The following is a 15,476-nucleotide window of genomic DNA, read 5'->3' as shown; positions in this document are numbered from 1 at the left end:
TAAACTCCTTTAGTATGATTAATTGTCACCTTTTAAAATAAATAGGGGAGAAATAGTATAGCCCCGATTATAATGGAAATGATTGCTGTCATTAAAACAGAAGCAGCAGCGATATCTTTTGCCTTTTTCGCTAAGGGATGCCATTGGTCTGCTACAATTAAATCAATAACCGCTTCTATTGCTGTATTGATTAATTCGGAAAAGATAACAAGGCCAATAGTTAATAGTAAAATCGTCCATTTCAGTGGTTCAAATTTAAAATAAAAGGCTAAAAGGACTGCCACTAAAGCAAAAAATAAGTGGATTTTTAGATTTCTTTCACTTTTAATTGCTTGAAAAAATCCTTGGCTGGCACAAATAAAAGACTGGAAAAAATTTGAATTCTTAAAAGGATTATCTTGTGAGTCCATATTCACTCAGCACCTCTTCTTGAATTGCAAACATCTCTTTCTCAGTTTCAATGGTTTGGTGATCATAACCATTTAAGTGTAAGAAACCGTGGACAGCTAGAAATCCCAACTCTCTTTCTAGAGAGTGGTTGTATTCACTGGCTTGTTCAAGCGCTCGTTCGATTGAAATAATAATATCTCCCAAGTGAAGATTGATTGGCTCTTGAACTTCATTTGAGTTGATAACTGACCAATCTATTGGTTCTTCCCCCTCCATTAAAGCAAAAGATAGCACATCCGTTGCTCGGTCAATACCACGGTAGTCGCGATTCAATTGGCGAATGGTGTGATTATCGACGATGGTTATGTCTAATTCTGCTTGAGTAGGAGCAGCGATTTTTAAGCCTGCTTGATCAATTAAGTCTAAGATAATCTGTTTTTGTTTTTCAGTCAGCCTCTGACCTTCATCAATTAATTCAACTTGCATTTTCTTCTCCTTATTTAGGATATTCCACACGTGTGTGATACATACTAGCTATCCCTAAAATTAGTGACTTTCTTACTGTTTTTAGTTCATCAACCGTCAACCCACAATCGGCAAATTGGCCATCGTTAATCTTACTCGCAATTATGGAATCCAGTAATTCTTCAATACTCTTTTGAGTATGTTCTTTCATTGTTCGAGAGGCTGCTTCCATTGAATCTGCAATCATCACTATAGCGGATTCTTTTGATTGTGGAATCGGGCCAGGATATCTAAAGGTCTCTGGATTAATAGGCATTTTTTGCTCTTTAGCTTGGTAATAAAAATAGCTAGTCATGGTTGTGCCATGGTGTTCTTTACATAAATCAATAACAGACTGAGGCATACGGTACTCTTCTAATAATTTTACACCTTGAGCAACATGATCAATAATAATTTTTGCAGACTCATCTGGCCCTACCATGCGGTGAGGTGATTCAATGCCTCCAGATAAGTTTTCAACGAAGAATAGGGGATGGACTGTCTTTCCAACATCATGATAGTAAGAGGCTACCCGGGTGGTCAAGGAATCCCCGCCTATGGCTTCCACGGCATTCGCTGCTAAATTAGCCACCATAATTGAATGATGATAGGTTCCCGGTGCTTTTTCAATCAACAATTTTAATAAGGGATGATTTAAATTAGCTAACTGATTCATCGTCATGGCTGAACGACTGGATAAAAGTTGCTCCCAGTAGGGTTCAAAAACAGCGATTAATAACAAGCCAAGTAAATTAGCTGCAATTGTCATTATTAGGATGATAAAAGCCTGACGAGATAATATAGGAATTGTAAGAACAGCCATTAGAGGCAAAGCAATTATGAACTGCCAAATGATATTTAAGGCCACTCTTTTTTCTACTTTCATCGCCTGACGATCAGAAAAAGTAGTCAGTAAAACGGAAACAATGGTAGTAAATAGGTAAAATAAACTGATGAAGGTTACAACAGTTTGATTGTCTAAATCACTAACTATAAAAATAGCAAAGATATTAATAAATAGAAATGCTAACAATGTTACTTTATAGGAAGATTTTTCTTTTAAATATCCTGGTAAAATCATCAAAGGTAGAAGCAACATACCATACTCTAGACCTGCCTGTTGGAAGAAATGTCCCATCTTGGCCATGATCAACGACCCAAAAACAATAATCATATAAGCAGTAGCCTGCATATTCGCACGGCTTAAATCTGTCCAATTTAATTTATCAGAAAAGATATAAACGAATAGAAAAGCATGGACAAAAATTAATAGAACAAAGACTGGCATGAGATATTGCTTAGTCGATGCATCCAAGTAACCAAACATCTCAAGTTGTCGCATATTATTTTGATTAATAATATGACCTTCTTGAACAATAACTTGTCCTTGTAGAATATAAGATGTTTGAACTTTGGAAGCTGCTTCTTCCTTTAAGCGATTTGTTTCTGACTCCGAATATACCATCGTTGGTTTTATCAAGGCGCCTAAAAAGTTTAAAGTCGTTTGCTGAGCAAGCTCTGACATATCGGAAGATGTGATTTGTAAACGATATTTGTCCAACTCTTTATCAACTTGATCAGGACCTAATTCTTGAGCAAGACTCTCGGATATAAAATCAGTTAAATTCGATTGTAATTCAGATAGTTCTAAGGGACTGATTTTAAAAACTTGATCAATTGAGCGGTTAGAAAGCTGATCAAACAAATTAAAAACATTTTCATCTACCATTTGTAATTGTGCTTGAATCACTGTTCGCTTTTGCTCCTCGGATAAATTATCGAAGTTGGTTTTTTTAGTTGGTAAATTATTGACCTTTTCATTAAAAGATTGATCCAGTGGCTTTTCTTTAGATGCATTCTTTAAAGAATCAATTACACCGTCTCGTGAGTACTTACCATTACGAGCCTCACGAACAAAGCCAAAAAACTGCTCAATCCGCGTAATTTCCTGAATCCTGATATCTTCTTGATATAAATAGATATCATTAATAGCATCCTTAGCTCTTTGTTGATTGGCTTTTGTCTGCTCAACATCTTCCATCGTCACAGGCGCTAAAATTGTTTCATCTGCTACTTGATTCAATTCAAAGTGATAAACTTCTGGTTTGACGTGTTGATAGCCAATTAAAAAAATTGCTAAGGATAGTATGAATGTAATAAGAGGTATAAAGACTTTACCTAAACGCTCATGAAGTAACTGTAGTCGACGATTCATTTTCTTCTCTCCTTGGAAGGTTTTCAATCATGGGTTCTTTGCTATAAGCTCTAATAATATCCGCAACTACTGGATGACGAACCACATCGAACTCATCAAAAGATACAAATTCAATGCGTTTAACCTTTCTTAATTTATGATAGGCGTCAATCAATCCAGATTTTACCCCTTTAGGTAGGTCAATTTGTGACTGATCGCCATTTATAATCATTTTTGAGCCAAAGCCTAATCGAGTTAAGAACATTTTCATTTGTGCAATTGTTGTATTTTGAGCCTCATCTAAAATAACAAAAGCATCGTCTAGGGTTCGACCTCTCATATAAGCCAATGGCGCAATTTCGATAATGCCTCTTTCCATTAGACGGTTGGTTTGTTCCGTTCCGTAAATGTTATATAAGGCATCGTATATTGGTCTTAAGTAAGGATCTACTTTTTCTTTCAAATCACCTGGTAAGAAACCAAGGTTTTCTCCAGCTTCGACTGCTGGGCGTGTCAGTATTATTTTTTTCACTTTACCTTCTCGCATAGCCTGGACAGCCATCAAAACAGCCAAGTAGGTCTTTCCAGTTCCAGCAGGTCCCATACCAAAGACAACGTCTTGTCGGTTAACAGCTCTAACGTATTGTAACTGTCCAAAGTTTTTGGCACGAATAGCTGTTCCATCTGCAGAACGACCCACCACTTCTTCGTAAAGGTTGAGAAAAAAATCTAATTTATTACTTTTTGCCATTTTAATGGCTGTCATGACATCCATGGATCGAGGGGTGATTCGCCTTTCCAAAAGTTGAATAAGGTTTAGGAGGATTTGACGAACAGACTCCACTGTCTCTTCACGCTCACCAATAATGTTAATTATTTCACCGCGGTTGGTTATTTCTACTTCGAAACTATCTTCAATCATACGTATGTATTTATCATGATTGCCCAACAAGGAAATTAGCCAATCTGTGTTTGTGACGGTGACTTGTTTTGAGAATTTTTCGTTGTTATTCAAATAGTCGTCTCCTTTATTAATAAACTAAGTTAAGATTACCATAAAATGCTTATAAAATGGAATAAAAGACCGATATATTAATACTTATTATGATATTTTTTAAAAATAAAAAAGAACCAGAAAACTGATTCTTTTTAAACAGAATATTTTATTCTATATTGTTGCTTAGGCGATACGCTTAAAACTTGCGTTTACGAGCTGCTTCTGATTTCTTTTTACGTCGAACACTTGGCTTTTCGTAAAATTCACGCTTACGAGCCTCTCTCAAAGTACCGGTTTTAGAAACGTTACGCTTAAAGCGACGAAGAGCGTCATCCAATGATTCGTTATCACGAACTACTGTTTTTGACATCTGGTTCCCCTCCCCCCGAGCTTATAGTAACCTTTCCTTAGAAATAATAATCTAAACAAAGTCCTCTCTATATTATAGCATGAATCTAAAGCTTTTCAAGAACAAAGAAAAACTTTTGTGAAGTTTATGCGGGATTATCTTGTAATACTTCTTTACATTCAGCACACAGGCCAAAGACTTCAAAGCGGTGACTCCTTATTTCAACTGAAGATAAATCGGTTGTAATATGTTGCATGGGACAAGCATCAAGTAGAATTGTTTTACCACAATTGGTGCAAATAAAATGATGGTGATGGTGATGGTCTGTGCCGTGAGTTAAATGGCAATTATATCGAAATAGTTGTTCTTGTTGGTATTCCGTCGTTTCAAGAATACCCACTTCAACGAAATCATAGAGGTTACGATAAGTAGTATTATAAGACATGGTCGGATACTTCTCTTCCAATGCTTTATGAATGCCCAAAGCAGATAGGTAGCGTTGGTTTTCAGCAAAGAGGGAAAGTATTTCTCGGCGCTTCTTGGTCATTTTAAATCCTTCTTTTTTTAGAGTCTTTAAACCTTGATCAATAAGTTGTTGAACTTCTGGAGCTAACTGACCTTCATTTAATCTAACTTCTTTCAATTCTGTCACCTCTTTCAAGAAATATGGTAAACTTAAATTAATTCATTAACTGGATAGCCATTAGGAATCAAGCAAATCCGTTACCACTTCATTTTTTATCATATCGGATTCAATTGGTGAGACCACCTTAAGAGTTGCTAAAGCAGTAGCCTATCAATTCCCATATGTTCATATATTATTGCACAAATATGTCTTCATTTCAACAAGCTCGCGCTTGCAAGGGGTTCTACAAGAGGCTAAAAATCATCAAGCTAAAGAGGCCGAATCTTTTTGCATAATGAATAATTTACATTTCTTTAATTTATCACCACCCTTTACTCAAGTGGTATCACAACTTACCGGAAAAACAAGTCAAACTATCGGTGCTCAAAACGAGTTAAACCATGAATATTTTGACCGTATTAATGCCGTGGAATTTGCCATGCGCTATGCTGATGGAAAAGAGCCCAAAATTTTTATCGAAGCAGATATTATCTTATTAGCTGTCTCACACCCTTCAAAAACACCCCTAAATGTTGACGTAAAAACATTTAGGGGTTATTATCATTGCCATTGTTGATATTTTTCTTTTAAATAACTCGTAATATCCATTTGATAACTGCTATTTAATTTTTCTGAAGACAAAGCCTTAGACACATCATTAAAAACTACTTGATGTCCCTCTTTTAACAATAGAGCCCGATTTCCATATTTTTTAGCAAGACTCAAATCGTGCATAACTGTAATAATGGATCGTCCTGGCTGCTGCAACCACTCTTTAAGTATTCTAAAAAGGTTTTGCTCATATATTAAGTCTAAATGATTACTTGGTTCATCTAATATTAATAACTTAGGATCCTGTAAAAAAAGTTGAGCTAAGTATGCTCGCTGCCTTTCTCCTCCTGATAAGCTTTGAACTGATCGCTTACGCTTTTGATATAGATTGGTTTGAAGCAGGACTCTTTCAAGCGCCTCTTGATCTATGTCTGTCCAGCTCTTAAACCAGCCTTTAAGATGTGGGTAGCGTCCCATACGCACTAATTCTTCTACAGTAAAATCAAAGTCTGAACCAGGATGTTGGTCTAAAACACCAAAAATCATTGCCTTTTGATTGCTTTTTAAAAGCCGAAGGTTGCTGCCATAGATCTCAATTTCTCCAGTGTAGGGATTTTGACCAGATAGAGCTTTTATTAATGAGGTTTTTCCTGATCCGTTTGGTCCACAAATCATCAACCAATCACCCTCGGCTACTTCAAAATTAATGTCATGTAAAATTATTTTTTTATCTAATTCCATTTTGAGTTTATTAACTTTAAGCATTACGCTTCCCCCTAGCAAAGATAAGAATAAAAATACAGCTGCCAAATAAGGAAGTGATTGCCCCTATTGGTATTTCAAGGGGGGAGGCAATGGTGCGAGCTAATAAATCGGTTACCACCATAAAGTTACCACCAATAAATAGAGTCCAAGGAATCAAACGTCTATGATTGGAGCCCACAATTAAACGACTAATATGGGGGGTTATTAAACCTACAAAAGGTATCGAACCGCCTATTGAAACAGCAACACCAATCAAGATGGAAGTGGCAATAAACAATTTAATTCGAACAGAGACTATGTTTATCCCAATATTTCTTGCGATGTTTTCCCCCATTGAAAAAGCGTTCAATTCTTGCCATTTCATAACAATATAGCCACCCATTATTATGACGCAAACACCCATTACCCAAACATCGGTATACCTGGAGCCTGAAAGCGACCCTAAAGTCCAAAAAACTAAAGAAGGCAGCTTTTCTTTGCTAATAATCATTAAAATATTCATTAATGAAGAGACCAGCATGGTAAAGACGATTCCAGTTAAGATAACAGTCATATTCTTTAACTGTTTATCCAAATAATAAGAAAAAGATAAAATCAATACGAGTGATCCAAAAGCAAAGATCACCGCCATCAAAAAGATTCCTTGCCTTTGGATAAAGGAAGGAATCCCAATGACGATAGCAATGCCAGCACCCAAGCTTGCTCCAGCTGAAACTCCCAAGGTAGAGCCATCAGCCAAGGGGTTCATTAACAAGCTTTGCATGGTCATTCCACTCAAAGAAAAGGCCATGCCGATTAAAAAAGCAGTGAGTAAACGAGGTAGTCTAACAGCAAGTAAGATGGTTGCCTGTTGTTCCAAGTCGGTCATTGGTTGATTTAAGACTTGATTTTCTAGCACTTGATACAAGTCAGTAAAAGAAATTTTCACACTTCCTATAATCAAAGCCATAGCTAGTATTAAGAGAGTTATTGACACCATCAGGACTAATTTTACGACACTTTTTTTAGCTGATTGTGAAAGCTGCCAGCTCTTATTCTGTGCCATAAACTAGATCATATAATTCTTTGACAGCATCCATCAAGCGCGGTCCAGGTCTAGTGAAAGCAGAATTGTCTACTGCAAAAACTTTATCATTTTTTACAGCTGAAAGGTCATCCCATTCTTTGCGTTGCATAATTTCTTCTTCAGGAGAAGGAGCCTCTTCATCCATAGGAAGAGAAGTAGTAATGATTACTTGTGGATTGGCTAATAAAACTTGTTCTTCTGAGACTTCAACAAAGGATTTTTGATCTGCAAAAACATTTTCTAAATTCAACATCTGTCCAATTTCATCCATGAAGGTTTCAGAACCAGCAGTCCATAAGCCAAACTCTAGCGGAGAAACTTCATAATAAACACTCTTAGATTCTTCTTCTTGGTCAGCTTTTTCTTCAAACTCTTTAAAGACTGTTTCCATTTCTTCAATTAATTGGTCTGCTTCTTCTTCTTTACCAACTAATTGACCGAGCAAATCGATTGCTTCATAGACTTCCTCAATTGTCTGGGCATCTGTCACCAAGACGGTAATTCCTGCGTCTTCAATAGCAGTCATTTGATCTTCAGTTAAGGACATAGCAGTCATCACAACCACTTCTGGGTCTAGGGCAATAATTTCTTCAATATTTAAATTTTCACCAGTAGCGATAGCTGGAATCTCTTCCACTTCATCTGCCGGGAAGTCTACATAAGTTCCTCGACCCACAATAGTGTCTCCCGCTCCTATTTCAAAGAGTATCTCAGCATCTGCTGGCATTAAAGTAACAATTTCATCAACGGGTCCCTCTTCAAGCACAACTTCTCTACCAACCATATCGGTCAATGTGAGAACCGTCGTTTCTTCACTAGATACCATTTGTCCGGTAAACAGAGTCATCACAAACATCATTAAAACAGCAATTTTTTTATTCATTTAATTTTCTCCTTTATTTATTTAAATTTTTTTACTTTATATTCACTGCAATTCCTGAAACCACCCAATAAACTAAGTTCGCTTGTCTGGCAATTTCTTGATTCATTAAACCATGAATATTTCTGAAAATGCGCCCGAGTTTATACTCTGGAACTAATCCTAGACCTAGCTCATTTGACACAATGATAAAATCCGTTGATGAAGCTTTTATTTCTTTTAAAAAAGCATTAAGCTCTTCCATAACAAAATCTTCTAGCTTTTGGATTTGCTCACCCTTTAGTTCATTGACATACTCATCAAAAGATAGTTCTTGATTGTTAGCTAAGAATTGCCATTTATCAAAAAGAATATTGGTTAGCCAAACCGTCATACAATCGACTAAAGCAATTTGATAATTATTTGAAAGTTGCTTAACCAATTGATCCAAATCATGAGCCTGTTCATAAGTATCCCAATCTTTGGGTCTTGATAAACGATGTTTTTCAATACTCCTTTTTACTTCTGAATCAGAAAACTTATTGGCTTGGGTTGCTATATAAGCAATATTTTGAAGCTTTCGTCTATAAATTTCTTCTTGAGCTAATCTAGATTTACCAGATTTAGCTCCTCCAGTATAATAAATAATTTCCCCCATTCACTCACTTCCTAAACATCGATATATTTATTTTTGTTAGACCTTCAAAAAGTCGCAAAGCTAACAATATATTAGCAAGAGTAGCTAGCTTTAAGGGCCAAAAGAAACTTACCAGCATTGCAGCCCCTAAAATCGGTTGAAAACATAGAAGTGGTAATAAAACATTAAACAAGCAGGCGCCTAGAGTTGGAAGAATAACCGGCCATATTTCAAAGATTTAAATTTACGATAAATCATAACAAAATTAATCTGAGCTAGTATCATAAGTGCCATTAATAAAAGATAAGTGGAATACTTAAGGGAAAAGCTGAGCTCATTGCCGTTGTTAAATGTCCTATAGCACCAACTATCGCGCCAGCAGATCTTCTCATAGCTAGCAAGAGTATAAAAGCTGGACTTGAATCAAAAGCTACTGTCAAGAATAGCTTGAACTGTGCTAAGATGATTGACAATGACATCATATGAGCAAGGGTTACTAAATCTTTTGCCTTCATCTTACCTCCTTAAAAAAACCAGACTAGGCTACTTGTCTGGTTAATAAACGTATTTGTTAACGAACCTTGTTACGAGACCTTGAGAAATAACAATCATCCTTGATAAAATAGGTAATCTGACTTAGATTTTCATCCATACAGTAGCAAGGGACTGCGCACGATTCTCACGTGCTTCCCCTATTCTATCTTAATTATCAAAGAGCTTAGCATCATTATAGCATAATTATTAAAGAAAATAACAATCCTAATTCTTATTAAAAAGAAGTAAAACAAACAGCATATAAATGATTTGACCAATTAAAGCAGCAGCTCCCATGGTATCTCCTGTCATACCTGAAATTTTATGATACACGAAATAGCGATAAAAATACATGGTAAGCAAAAGACTTATATAACTAAGTAGATACGGCCACCCTAATAGGAAAAAGAAGGCCATTGTTAAAATCTGACTGGCCACAATTTTCCAAGTAGAAACGCCTAGGAAAAGACTACCTAAGCCATTGGGGTTATCACCAACATACACTAACTGATAAAACATTAAGGGTAAACAGCTACGACCACTGGCAGCCCAAGCAATAACAAAGACTATTTCATTTTCAAAATAATTAATTAAAAACTCTCTTCCTAAAACAAAGGTAAGTAAAATAGTCGAAATTAAGATCAAAGCACCATTGGCTCCAATTGCTGAATCTTTCATAATTCGAACCATCTCATCAGCTTTTTTAGAGGATAATAGTCCGTCAGCAGTATCAGCCAAAGCATCATAATGAAAGCCTCTAGTTAGTAAAATATCCAAGATAATTAATAGAGACCATGCGATGGTGGATGAGAAAAAGTTACGAAATAAAAAAAAGAACAAAGCAAAGATTCCGGCATATATAAAAGCAAAAGCTGGGAAATAGATTACCCCTTTTTTTAATTTAGTAGCTGCTTGATCGACTGATTGATTAATTGGGATTGCTGTAAAAAATTGAAAATATAAAATAATAGACTCAATCAATATAGCTCACCCACCCATTTAATATCTTTAAAAACTGTCAATAAATTAGCTTTAAAAGCTGGTTTTATTACAATTAAGAGCGATGTTGCAGGCCCTGCTGATTGATAAAATTGAGGTAAATCTTGACCTAATCTAAAATCAAGTTGGTTAAATTTAGCCACTTGCTGTGCTTCAGCAATCGCACCTTGAGACCCAATTGGAACTATTTCATGAATGACATCTTTAAGATTTAATAAGTGGTAAAGCTCTTGATAACTAACTATTTGATCGACCTGGTCAATTAAATCCTGACCCATTAAAGGTTTTCCTATTTGATAGACTTGATCCCCTGGTTGGACTTTTTTTATTTTTAAATCAGCGATTTTGGCCTTTGCAAGCAAGGTGAGTCCAAGGGATGTCATCTTAGTTGGCATATTTTCCTCAGTTGAGCCATTCATTGCTAAATCAAAAAGACCTGCTAATGCCAGTTCTTTTTTTATACCATCAAGCATTAAATCTCCAGTTGGATTCATTTCATTGCCAAACATATTTATTAATAATTGTGGCTGGGCGTTTACAGAAAGAACCTCCATAAGTACCACGCGAACAGCAAAAGCTGCAGTAATTTGGGGTGAAACGCTTAAAACATCAGCTTCTTTTTGGCCGATTGAAGCTGAAGTGTCACAAGCAATAACTAAGGACTCATCATTACTTAATGGCATAATATGTATATCACGATATTTTTCCATTTCTACTCTCCTATCTCAATAACCTTCAAAGCTTCCTTTAGATTGTCCAACAAAGTCGATCCCTCTTCCCACTCTCTAGGTGTTCCTAAACTTGTTAAATAATAATTACATCCTTGCTTAGTCAGTTTCTGTCTGCGGTGGACATGTCCCATAAAACTATGACGGATGGGATATTTATCATAAAGAGGCTTAAGATCATCAGTAGAAATAAAAGCATTAAAATAATCTATGTCTTCTTGAAATTTAGGATCTGGTAAGATTTGCAAATCAAAATCTGTTACAAAATGAGTGACTAGAATATAATTAGCTTTGTTTAGATAGATCATATCTTTTTCTATTGTTCTGGCAAATTCTCTTGAGACTTGGCGATCAGATTGCTGCCAATTAATATGTAGTTTATCCTCCCACTTATAACCTTGGTATCTACCTGCTTGAAGAAATTTTTCATCATGACGTCCAAAATTTCCCGAATGATTGTACCAAGCGGAGTGCCCGACTAATCCCCAATCTTGATTTAGAGAAAGTGGCTTTCTTATTAAACAGTTCGGATGGTTACAATAGCTATCATAAATAATTTGGGTTTCTTGATTAGTAGACCAATAATCGTGATTTCCTGGAACAAAATATAAAGGGATGGTTATGGCTGCTTGTAAGTCCTTAATGAATGAAAAAACTAAAGACTGATGATTCGCTATGTCTCCAGCTATAATTAAATAAGACAAATTCCACTCATCAGTTTCTTTAGCCAGTAAATCAATAATTGTTTGAGCGTAGGGCTCTGCTTGTAAATCAATATGGAGATCAGAAATAACACCAATCTTCATTTTCTATCTCCTCACAATTAATTTAAACCACTTAGCGAAACACTTTCCCCGATCTTACATACTTCGGTTCTGCTTGATTATTAAGGTGGTTAACTAAGCGACCACCTACAAACAAATAATCGGAAAGCCGATTAAGAAATTTTAAGACATTCGGATTTAACTTTTCAGAAATTGGTAGGCTAACCAGCCTTCTTTCAACTCTACGAGCAATACTACGAGCATATTGAAGTTGACTGGCTTCCATGGTTCCTCCAGGCAAGATAAAAGATTCAATAGGGTCAACTCTTTTATCGTAAGCATCAATTCGTTCTTCTAACCAAGTAATAGCAGTCTCTGTGGTACGATAAGGAATCTTTTCATCTGCGTTTGCAACATCTGTCCCACAATCAAATAGTAATTGTTGAATTTCTAATAAATCTTGACGAATTTCATCGGCTAAATTAGGGCTTGCAATAAGGATACCAATATAAGAATTGAGTTCATCAATACTTCCATATGCCTCAACTAAGGGGTTGTTTTTGGCTACCACACGGTTGCCAATTAAACGCGTATTCCCTTGATCTCCTGTTCGCGTATAAATTTTCATTGTTTTCTCACCTCTTTGATAGTTACTGAATCAGGTCGTTAAAATATTTCCAATCATGATAAATTATTTTTTTACGTGTAAAAGTAATTTTTTTCTCTTGAGTTAAATCTTTAATGACTCTTCCTGCTGTCTCTCTTGTCGTACCGGCTACTGTCGCCGCTTCGTTAATAGTCAATGGATGTGGAATAACCACATGATCACCCATAAAACGCCCCATATCATACATCCATAAAGCCAGGGTCTGAATTACTCGGCTAGAAGCACTTGGTATAGCCGTCATTTGCACACGTTTTTCCAAATAATATTGGACACTGGCTAAATTTTCATAAAGAAATTTGAATTGTTCCGCATTTTTAAAGACAATATTTTCCATTAGGTTTTTGGGGATGTAAGCTAAATCAACATCTGTAGCTGCATAGGCATCATAAAGATGGTGGTCTTTAAAAAAGAATTCCGCATAAGGAAAAAAACTTTCCTCCGCCACATAATCTAAGTAACAAAACTCTCCTGAAGCATTTTCTCTTTCAAGACGAACCAATCCTTTAAAGACGAAATAACAATAAATATTTGGATCATCTTGAAAAAAGATTAACTGACCTTTTGGAATGTGATGAAAAATAGAGTTAGAAGTAATTTGATTGACTTCATCAATTGAAAGTCGATTGAAAAAATCATAGTTATATATATCGTTAATATAATTTTCAATTGCCCGATTAACCATAAAGACCCCTTTCTTTGTCAAAGTAAATTGTTTACTGACGATAAAAGGAGTCTTTTGTATAGAAATTTAGTTTTCAATTTTCAAAATTCAATTCAAAAGATGCCACTATATTTACTCACCTTTTATGTCATTTATTCATAGATATTATCTCACTTGTGAATATATAAATCAAACAATGAAAGGTGTCCAATAAATGTTAACAGGAGGTTCTCATTACATCTTTTCAGGAGCGCCAATACCTAGCAATGATAATGCATCTTTTAGAACAATCGTAATCGCTTTAACCAATTGAATTCTTGATTCTAACTGATCATTTTCTTCCAAAATACGGACTTTGGCATAATACTTATTGGACAATTGTGCTAATTGAATAACATATTTTGCAATGACTGATGGTTCAAAATGCTCAGCTGCCTTAATAATGACTTCTGGATACTGTTTAATTAATTTAATGATTTCCCATGAGTGTTCATGATCTAACTTCAACTCTTCCGTTGGCTTTATTTCCTTACTATATTTATTAAGCACTGTATTTAAACGCGCATAAGTATACTGAACATATGGACCAGTTTCACCTTCAAATTGAACGATATCATCTAAATTAAAATCAAAAGAGTTGAGACGATCTGCTTTTAAGTCATGGAAGACAACAGCTCCCACACCCACTTGTTTAGCAATCTCAGCTTTATTTTCTAAGTCAGGGTTCTTAGCTGTGATCTGTTTATCGGCAATTTCAATCGCTTCATTAAGCACTTTTTCAAGTAAAACTATCTTACCTTTACGAGTGGATAACTTTTTACCATTTAAAGTAATCAAGCCAAATGGAATATGGTGCATATTTTCAGCCCAATCGTTACCCATTTCATTTAAAACAGCTTTTAATTGTCTAAAGTGATCACTTTGCTCATTACCAACAACATATAAACTCATCACGAAATCAAAAGTACGCTTGCGATAGTAAGCAGTCGCTAAGTCTCTAGTCAGATACAAAGTAGCTCCATCTGATTTTTTAATTAAAGCAACAGGTAAGTGATACTTTTCAAGGTCAACAATTGTGGCTCCACGTTCGATTTTAGAGATATTATTATCTGCTAAATAATCTAAAACTTCGCCCATCTTATCATTATAGAACGATTCTCCAGTATAATGATCAAATTTAATATTTAAAAGATTGTAAACACGTTTAAATTCATTAATAGACTCTTCTTTAAACCAAGTCCATAGTCTATGATACTCTTCATTGCCATCTTCTAGGGCTCTGAAGACTTGTCTTGCCTGATCTTCTAATTCGGGATTTTCTTCAGCTTTTTCATGGAAATCAACATATAACTTTACTAATTCATTAACTGGATCTTTCCTTACTGTTTCTTCATCACCCCAACCTTGATAAGCAACAATTAATTTACCAAATTGCGTTCCCCAATCACCTAAGTGGTTAATACGAATAGGATTATAATTTAATTTTTCCAAAATTAAGGCAATCGAATTCCCTAATACGGTTGACCGTAAGTGTCCCATTGACATTGGCTTAGCGATATTAGGAGACGACATATCAATTGGAACGTTACCTCCTTTACCAATATCTGTTTGACCATAGCTTTCACCTTGTTCAAGTACTTCTTTTAAGACTTTGCTAGCCAAGTCGTCGCGCTTAATATAAAAATTGATATAAGCTCCGACTACTTGAACTTTTTCAAATGCAGAAGTATCAATTTTTTTTGCTACTTCTTCAGCAATTTGATGGGGGGCTTTGCGAAATATTTTAGCCAAAGAGAAAACTGGAAAAGCATAGTCTCCGTGCTCATTATTATTAGGTTGTTCAATTAAATTTTCGATCTGTTCTTGGGTCAAGTGCTCTGATAATATAGGATATAAAGTTTCAACAATTTGCTTTTTTACTAACATAAAATCTTCCTTTCTATACAAAAAAGCCTCTAGAATTCCTTCTAGAGGCATATGGTTATACGCGGTACCACTCTAATTCACCTTAAATTTTAAGGTCTTAAATTGATAACGCAGTTGCCTACGTGATGAACTACTCATTTCATTCACCCAAATAATAAAGTGCGGTTCAATTAATTAAGACTCATCGGCTCCCATCATCCCAACTTGCTATTCAGTCTTGCATAATCTACTCTCTTTAAGATTTAATTATTAATTTTGT

General features: G+C 35.4%; 18 protein-coding genes and 1 riboswitch. Of the genes, 1 reads left to right on the top strand and 17 read right to left on the bottom strand.

Annotated features, from left to right (window positions below; translation table 11 throughout):
• Nucleotides 1-32 precede the first annotated feature (32 nt).
• From ACQV2P_RS00350 to ACQV2P_RS00325, 6 genes are all read right to left on the bottom strand, one after another.
• Nucleotides 33-410 carry a diacylglycerol kinase family protein gene (locus ACQV2P_RS00350; RefSeq protein WP_428873815.1) on the bottom strand — a complete coding sequence of 126 codons (378 nt, stop codon included), beginning with the start codon at nucleotides 408-410 and terminating at the stop codon, nucleotides 33-35.
• A complete protein-coding gene (gene ybeY, locus ACQV2P_RS00345) occupies nucleotides 394-876 on the bottom strand; it encodes an rRNA maturation RNase YbeY (RefSeq protein WP_428874677.1) in 483 nt (160 codons plus the stop codon). The genes ACQV2P_RS00350 and ybeY overlap by 17 nt, the downstream gene beginning before the upstream one ends.
• A gap of 10 nt (nucleotides 877-886) precedes the next feature.
• Nucleotides 887-3,109: an HD family phosphohydrolase gene (locus ACQV2P_RS00340; RefSeq protein ID WP_428874676.1), complete on the bottom strand. Its 2,223-nt coding sequence runs from the start codon at nucleotides 3,107-3,109 to the stop codon at nucleotides 887-889.
• Nucleotides 3,081-4,103, bottom strand: a complete 1,023-nt coding sequence (locus ACQV2P_RS00335; RefSeq protein ID WP_428873818.1) for a PhoH family protein — start codon at nucleotides 4,101-4,103, stop codon at nucleotides 3,081-3,083. Before ACQV2P_RS00335 ends, ACQV2P_RS00340 begins: the two co-directional genes overlap by 29 nt.
• A gap of 178 nt (nucleotides 4,104-4,281) precedes the next feature.
• Nucleotides 4,282-4,455, bottom strand: coding sequence for a 30S ribosomal protein S21 (rpsU, locus tag ACQV2P_RS00330; RefSeq protein ID WP_066126806.1), 174 nt, complete (start codon nucleotides 4,453-4,455; stop codon nucleotides 4,282-4,284).
• A gap of 124 nt (nucleotides 4,456-4,579) precedes the next feature.
• On the bottom strand, nucleotides 4,580-5,077 hold the full coding sequence (locus ACQV2P_RS00325; protein ID WP_428873819.1) for a Fur family transcriptional regulator: 498 nt from the start codon (nucleotides 5,075-5,077) through the stop codon (nucleotides 4,580-4,582).
• A gap of 97 nt (nucleotides 5,078-5,174) precedes the next feature.
• On the opposite strand from ACQV2P_RS00325, the gene ACQV2P_RS00320 reads away from it, so the two are divergent.
• Entirely contained in the window at nucleotides 5,175-5,636 is a 462-nt protein-coding gene (locus ACQV2P_RS00320) for a kinase/pyrophosphorylase (RefSeq protein WP_428874740.1), read from the top strand.
• Here the strand turns inward: ACQV2P_RS00320 and ACQV2P_RS00315 are convergent.
• The 11 genes from ACQV2P_RS00315 to argS all read right to left on the bottom strand — a co-directional run bounded on the left by ACQV2P_RS00315 (nucleotide 5,621) and on the right by argS (nucleotide 15,217).
• Nucleotides 5,621-6,376 (bottom strand): ABC transporter ATP-binding protein, encoded by a 756-nt coding sequence (locus ACQV2P_RS00315; protein WP_428873820.1) that lies wholly within the window; start codon nucleotides 6,374-6,376, stop codon nucleotides 5,621-5,623. The two genes, ACQV2P_RS00320 and ACQV2P_RS00315, sit on opposite strands and share 16 nt — an antisense overlap.
• Complete coding sequence (locus ACQV2P_RS00310; protein ID WP_428884920.1) at nucleotides 6,369-7,421, bottom strand: FecCD family ABC transporter permease; 1,053 nt, start codon at nucleotides 7,419-7,421, stop codon at nucleotides 6,369-6,371. Before ACQV2P_RS00310 ends, ACQV2P_RS00315 begins: the two co-directional genes overlap by 8 nt.
• The gene (locus ACQV2P_RS00305; protein ID WP_428873822.1) at nucleotides 7,408-8,325 is read right to left on the bottom strand and encodes an ABC transporter substrate-binding protein; all 918 of its coding nucleotides are present in this window, start codon (nucleotides 8,323-8,325) and stop codon (nucleotides 7,408-7,410) included. The genes ACQV2P_RS00310 and ACQV2P_RS00305 overlap by 14 nt, the downstream gene beginning before the upstream one ends.
• Nucleotides 8,326-8,356: 31 nt before the next feature.
• The gene (cobU, locus tag ACQV2P_RS00300; RefSeq protein WP_428874672.1) at nucleotides 8,357-8,959 is read right to left on the bottom strand and encodes a bifunctional adenosylcobinamide kinase/adenosylcobinamide-phosphate guanylyltransferase; all 603 of its coding nucleotides are present in this window, start codon (nucleotides 8,957-8,959) and stop codon (nucleotides 8,357-8,359) included.
• A gap of 272 nt (nucleotides 8,960-9,231) precedes the next feature.
• Entirely contained in the window at nucleotides 9,232-9,453 is a 222-nt protein-coding gene (locus ACQV2P_RS00295) for a hypothetical protein (protein ID WP_428873824.1), read from the bottom strand.
• Between the two features lie 101 nt (nucleotides 9,454-9,554).
• Nucleotides 9,555-9,649: riboswitch (adenosylcobalamin-variant (AdoCbl-variant) riboswitch) on the bottom strand.
• A gap of 48 nt (nucleotides 9,650-9,697) precedes the next feature.
• A complete protein-coding gene (locus tag ACQV2P_RS00290) occupies nucleotides 9,698-10,453 on the bottom strand; it encodes an adenosylcobinamide-GDP ribazoletransferase (RefSeq protein WP_428874670.1) in 756 nt (251 codons plus the stop codon).
• Nucleotides 10,450-11,181, bottom strand: coding sequence for a hypothetical protein (locus ACQV2P_RS00285; RefSeq protein ID WP_428884919.1), 732 nt, complete (start codon nucleotides 11,179-11,181; stop codon nucleotides 10,450-10,452). The genes ACQV2P_RS00290 and ACQV2P_RS00285 overlap by 4 nt, the downstream gene beginning before the upstream one ends.
• A gap of 2 nt (nucleotides 11,182-11,183) precedes the next feature.
• Nucleotides 11,184-12,005 (bottom strand): metallophosphoesterase, encoded by an 822-nt coding sequence (locus ACQV2P_RS00280; protein ID WP_428884918.1) that lies wholly within the window; start codon nucleotides 12,003-12,005, stop codon nucleotides 11,184-11,186.
• Nucleotides 12,006-12,036: 31 nt separating this feature from the next.
• Entirely contained in the window at nucleotides 12,037-12,591 is a 555-nt protein-coding gene (locus ACQV2P_RS00275; protein WP_428874667.1) for a cob(I)yrinic acid a,c-diamide adenosyltransferase, read from the bottom strand.
• 22 nt (nucleotides 12,592-12,613) lie between these two features.
• The gene (locus tag ACQV2P_RS00270; protein WP_428873830.1) at nucleotides 12,614-13,312 is read right to left on the bottom strand and encodes a Crp/Fnr family transcriptional regulator; all 699 of its coding nucleotides are present in this window, start codon (nucleotides 13,310-13,312) and stop codon (nucleotides 12,614-12,616) included.
• A 213-nt stretch (nucleotides 13,313-13,525) separates the two neighbouring features.
• Nucleotides 13,526-15,217, bottom strand: a complete 1,692-nt coding sequence (argS, locus tag ACQV2P_RS00265; protein ID WP_428884917.1) for an arginine--tRNA ligase — start codon at nucleotides 15,215-15,217, stop codon at nucleotides 13,526-13,528.
• Between the last annotated feature and the right edge of the window lie 259 nt (nucleotides 15,218-15,476).

The organism is Facklamia sp. P12932, assembly GCF_050409545.1.
In the GTDB taxonomy this organism is placed as follows: domain Bacteria; phylum Bacillota; class Bacilli; order Lactobacillales; family Aerococcaceae; genus Facklamia.
The sequence above is the reverse complement of the archived record's forward strand: the minus strand, read 5'-3'. Positions and strand labels throughout refer to the sequence as shown.

What these genes read in the sequence shown, in the direction of transcription:
- ACQV2P_RS00350 (WP_428873815.1), bottom strand. Translation starts at nt 410, where the DNA reads ATGGACTCACAAGATAATCCTTTTAAGAATTCAAATTTTTTCCAGTCT.
- ybeY (WP_428874677.1), bottom strand. Translation starts at nt 876, where the DNA reads ATGCAAGTTGAATTAATTGATGAAGGTCAGAGGCTGACTGAAAAACAA.
- ACQV2P_RS00340 (WP_428874676.1), bottom strand. Translation starts at nt 3,109, where the DNA reads ATGAATCGTCGACTACAGTTACTTCATGAGCGTTTAGGTAAAGTCTTT.
- rpsU (WP_066126806.1), bottom strand. Translation starts at nt 4,455, where the DNA reads ATGTCAAAAACAGTAGTTCGTGATAACGAATCATTGGATGACGCTCTT.
- ACQV2P_RS00315 (WP_428873820.1), bottom strand. Translation starts at nt 6,376, where the DNA reads ATGCTTAAAGTTAATAAACTCAAAATGGAATTAGATAAAAAAATAATT.
- ACQV2P_RS00310 (WP_428884920.1), bottom strand. Translation starts at nt 7,421, where the DNA reads ATGGCACAGAATAAGAGCTGGCAGCTTTCACAATCAGCTAAAAAAAGT.
- ACQV2P_RS00305 (WP_428873822.1), bottom strand. Translation starts at nt 8,325, where the DNA reads ATGAATAAAAAAATTGCTGTTTTAATGATGTTTGTGATGACTCTGTTT.
- cobU (WP_428874672.1), bottom strand. Translation starts at nt 8,959, where the DNA reads ATGGGGGAAATTATTTATTATACTGGAGGAGCTAAATCTGGTAAATCT.
- ACQV2P_RS00295 (WP_428873824.1), bottom strand. Translation starts at nt 9,453, where the DNA reads ATGAAGGCAAAAGATTTAGTAACCCTTGCTCATATGATGTCATTGTCA.
- ACQV2P_RS00285 (WP_428884919.1), bottom strand. Translation starts at nt 11,181, where the DNA reads ATGGAAAAATATCGTGATATACATATTATGCCATTAAGTAATGATGAG.
- ACQV2P_RS00280 (WP_428884918.1), bottom strand. Translation starts at nt 12,005, where the DNA reads ATGAAGATTGGTGTTATTTCTGATCTCCATATTGATTTACAAGCAGAG.
- ACQV2P_RS00275 (WP_428874667.1), bottom strand. Translation starts at nt 12,591, where the DNA reads ATGAAAATTTATACGCGAACAGGAGATCAAGGGAATACGCGTTTAATT.
- ACQV2P_RS00270 (WP_428873830.1), bottom strand. Translation starts at nt 13,312, where the DNA reads ATGGTTAATCGGGCAATTGAAAATTATATTAACGATATATATAACTAT.
- argS (WP_428884917.1), bottom strand. Translation starts at nt 15,217, where the DNA reads ATGTTAGTAAAAAAGCAAATTGTTGAAACTTTATATCCTATATTATCA.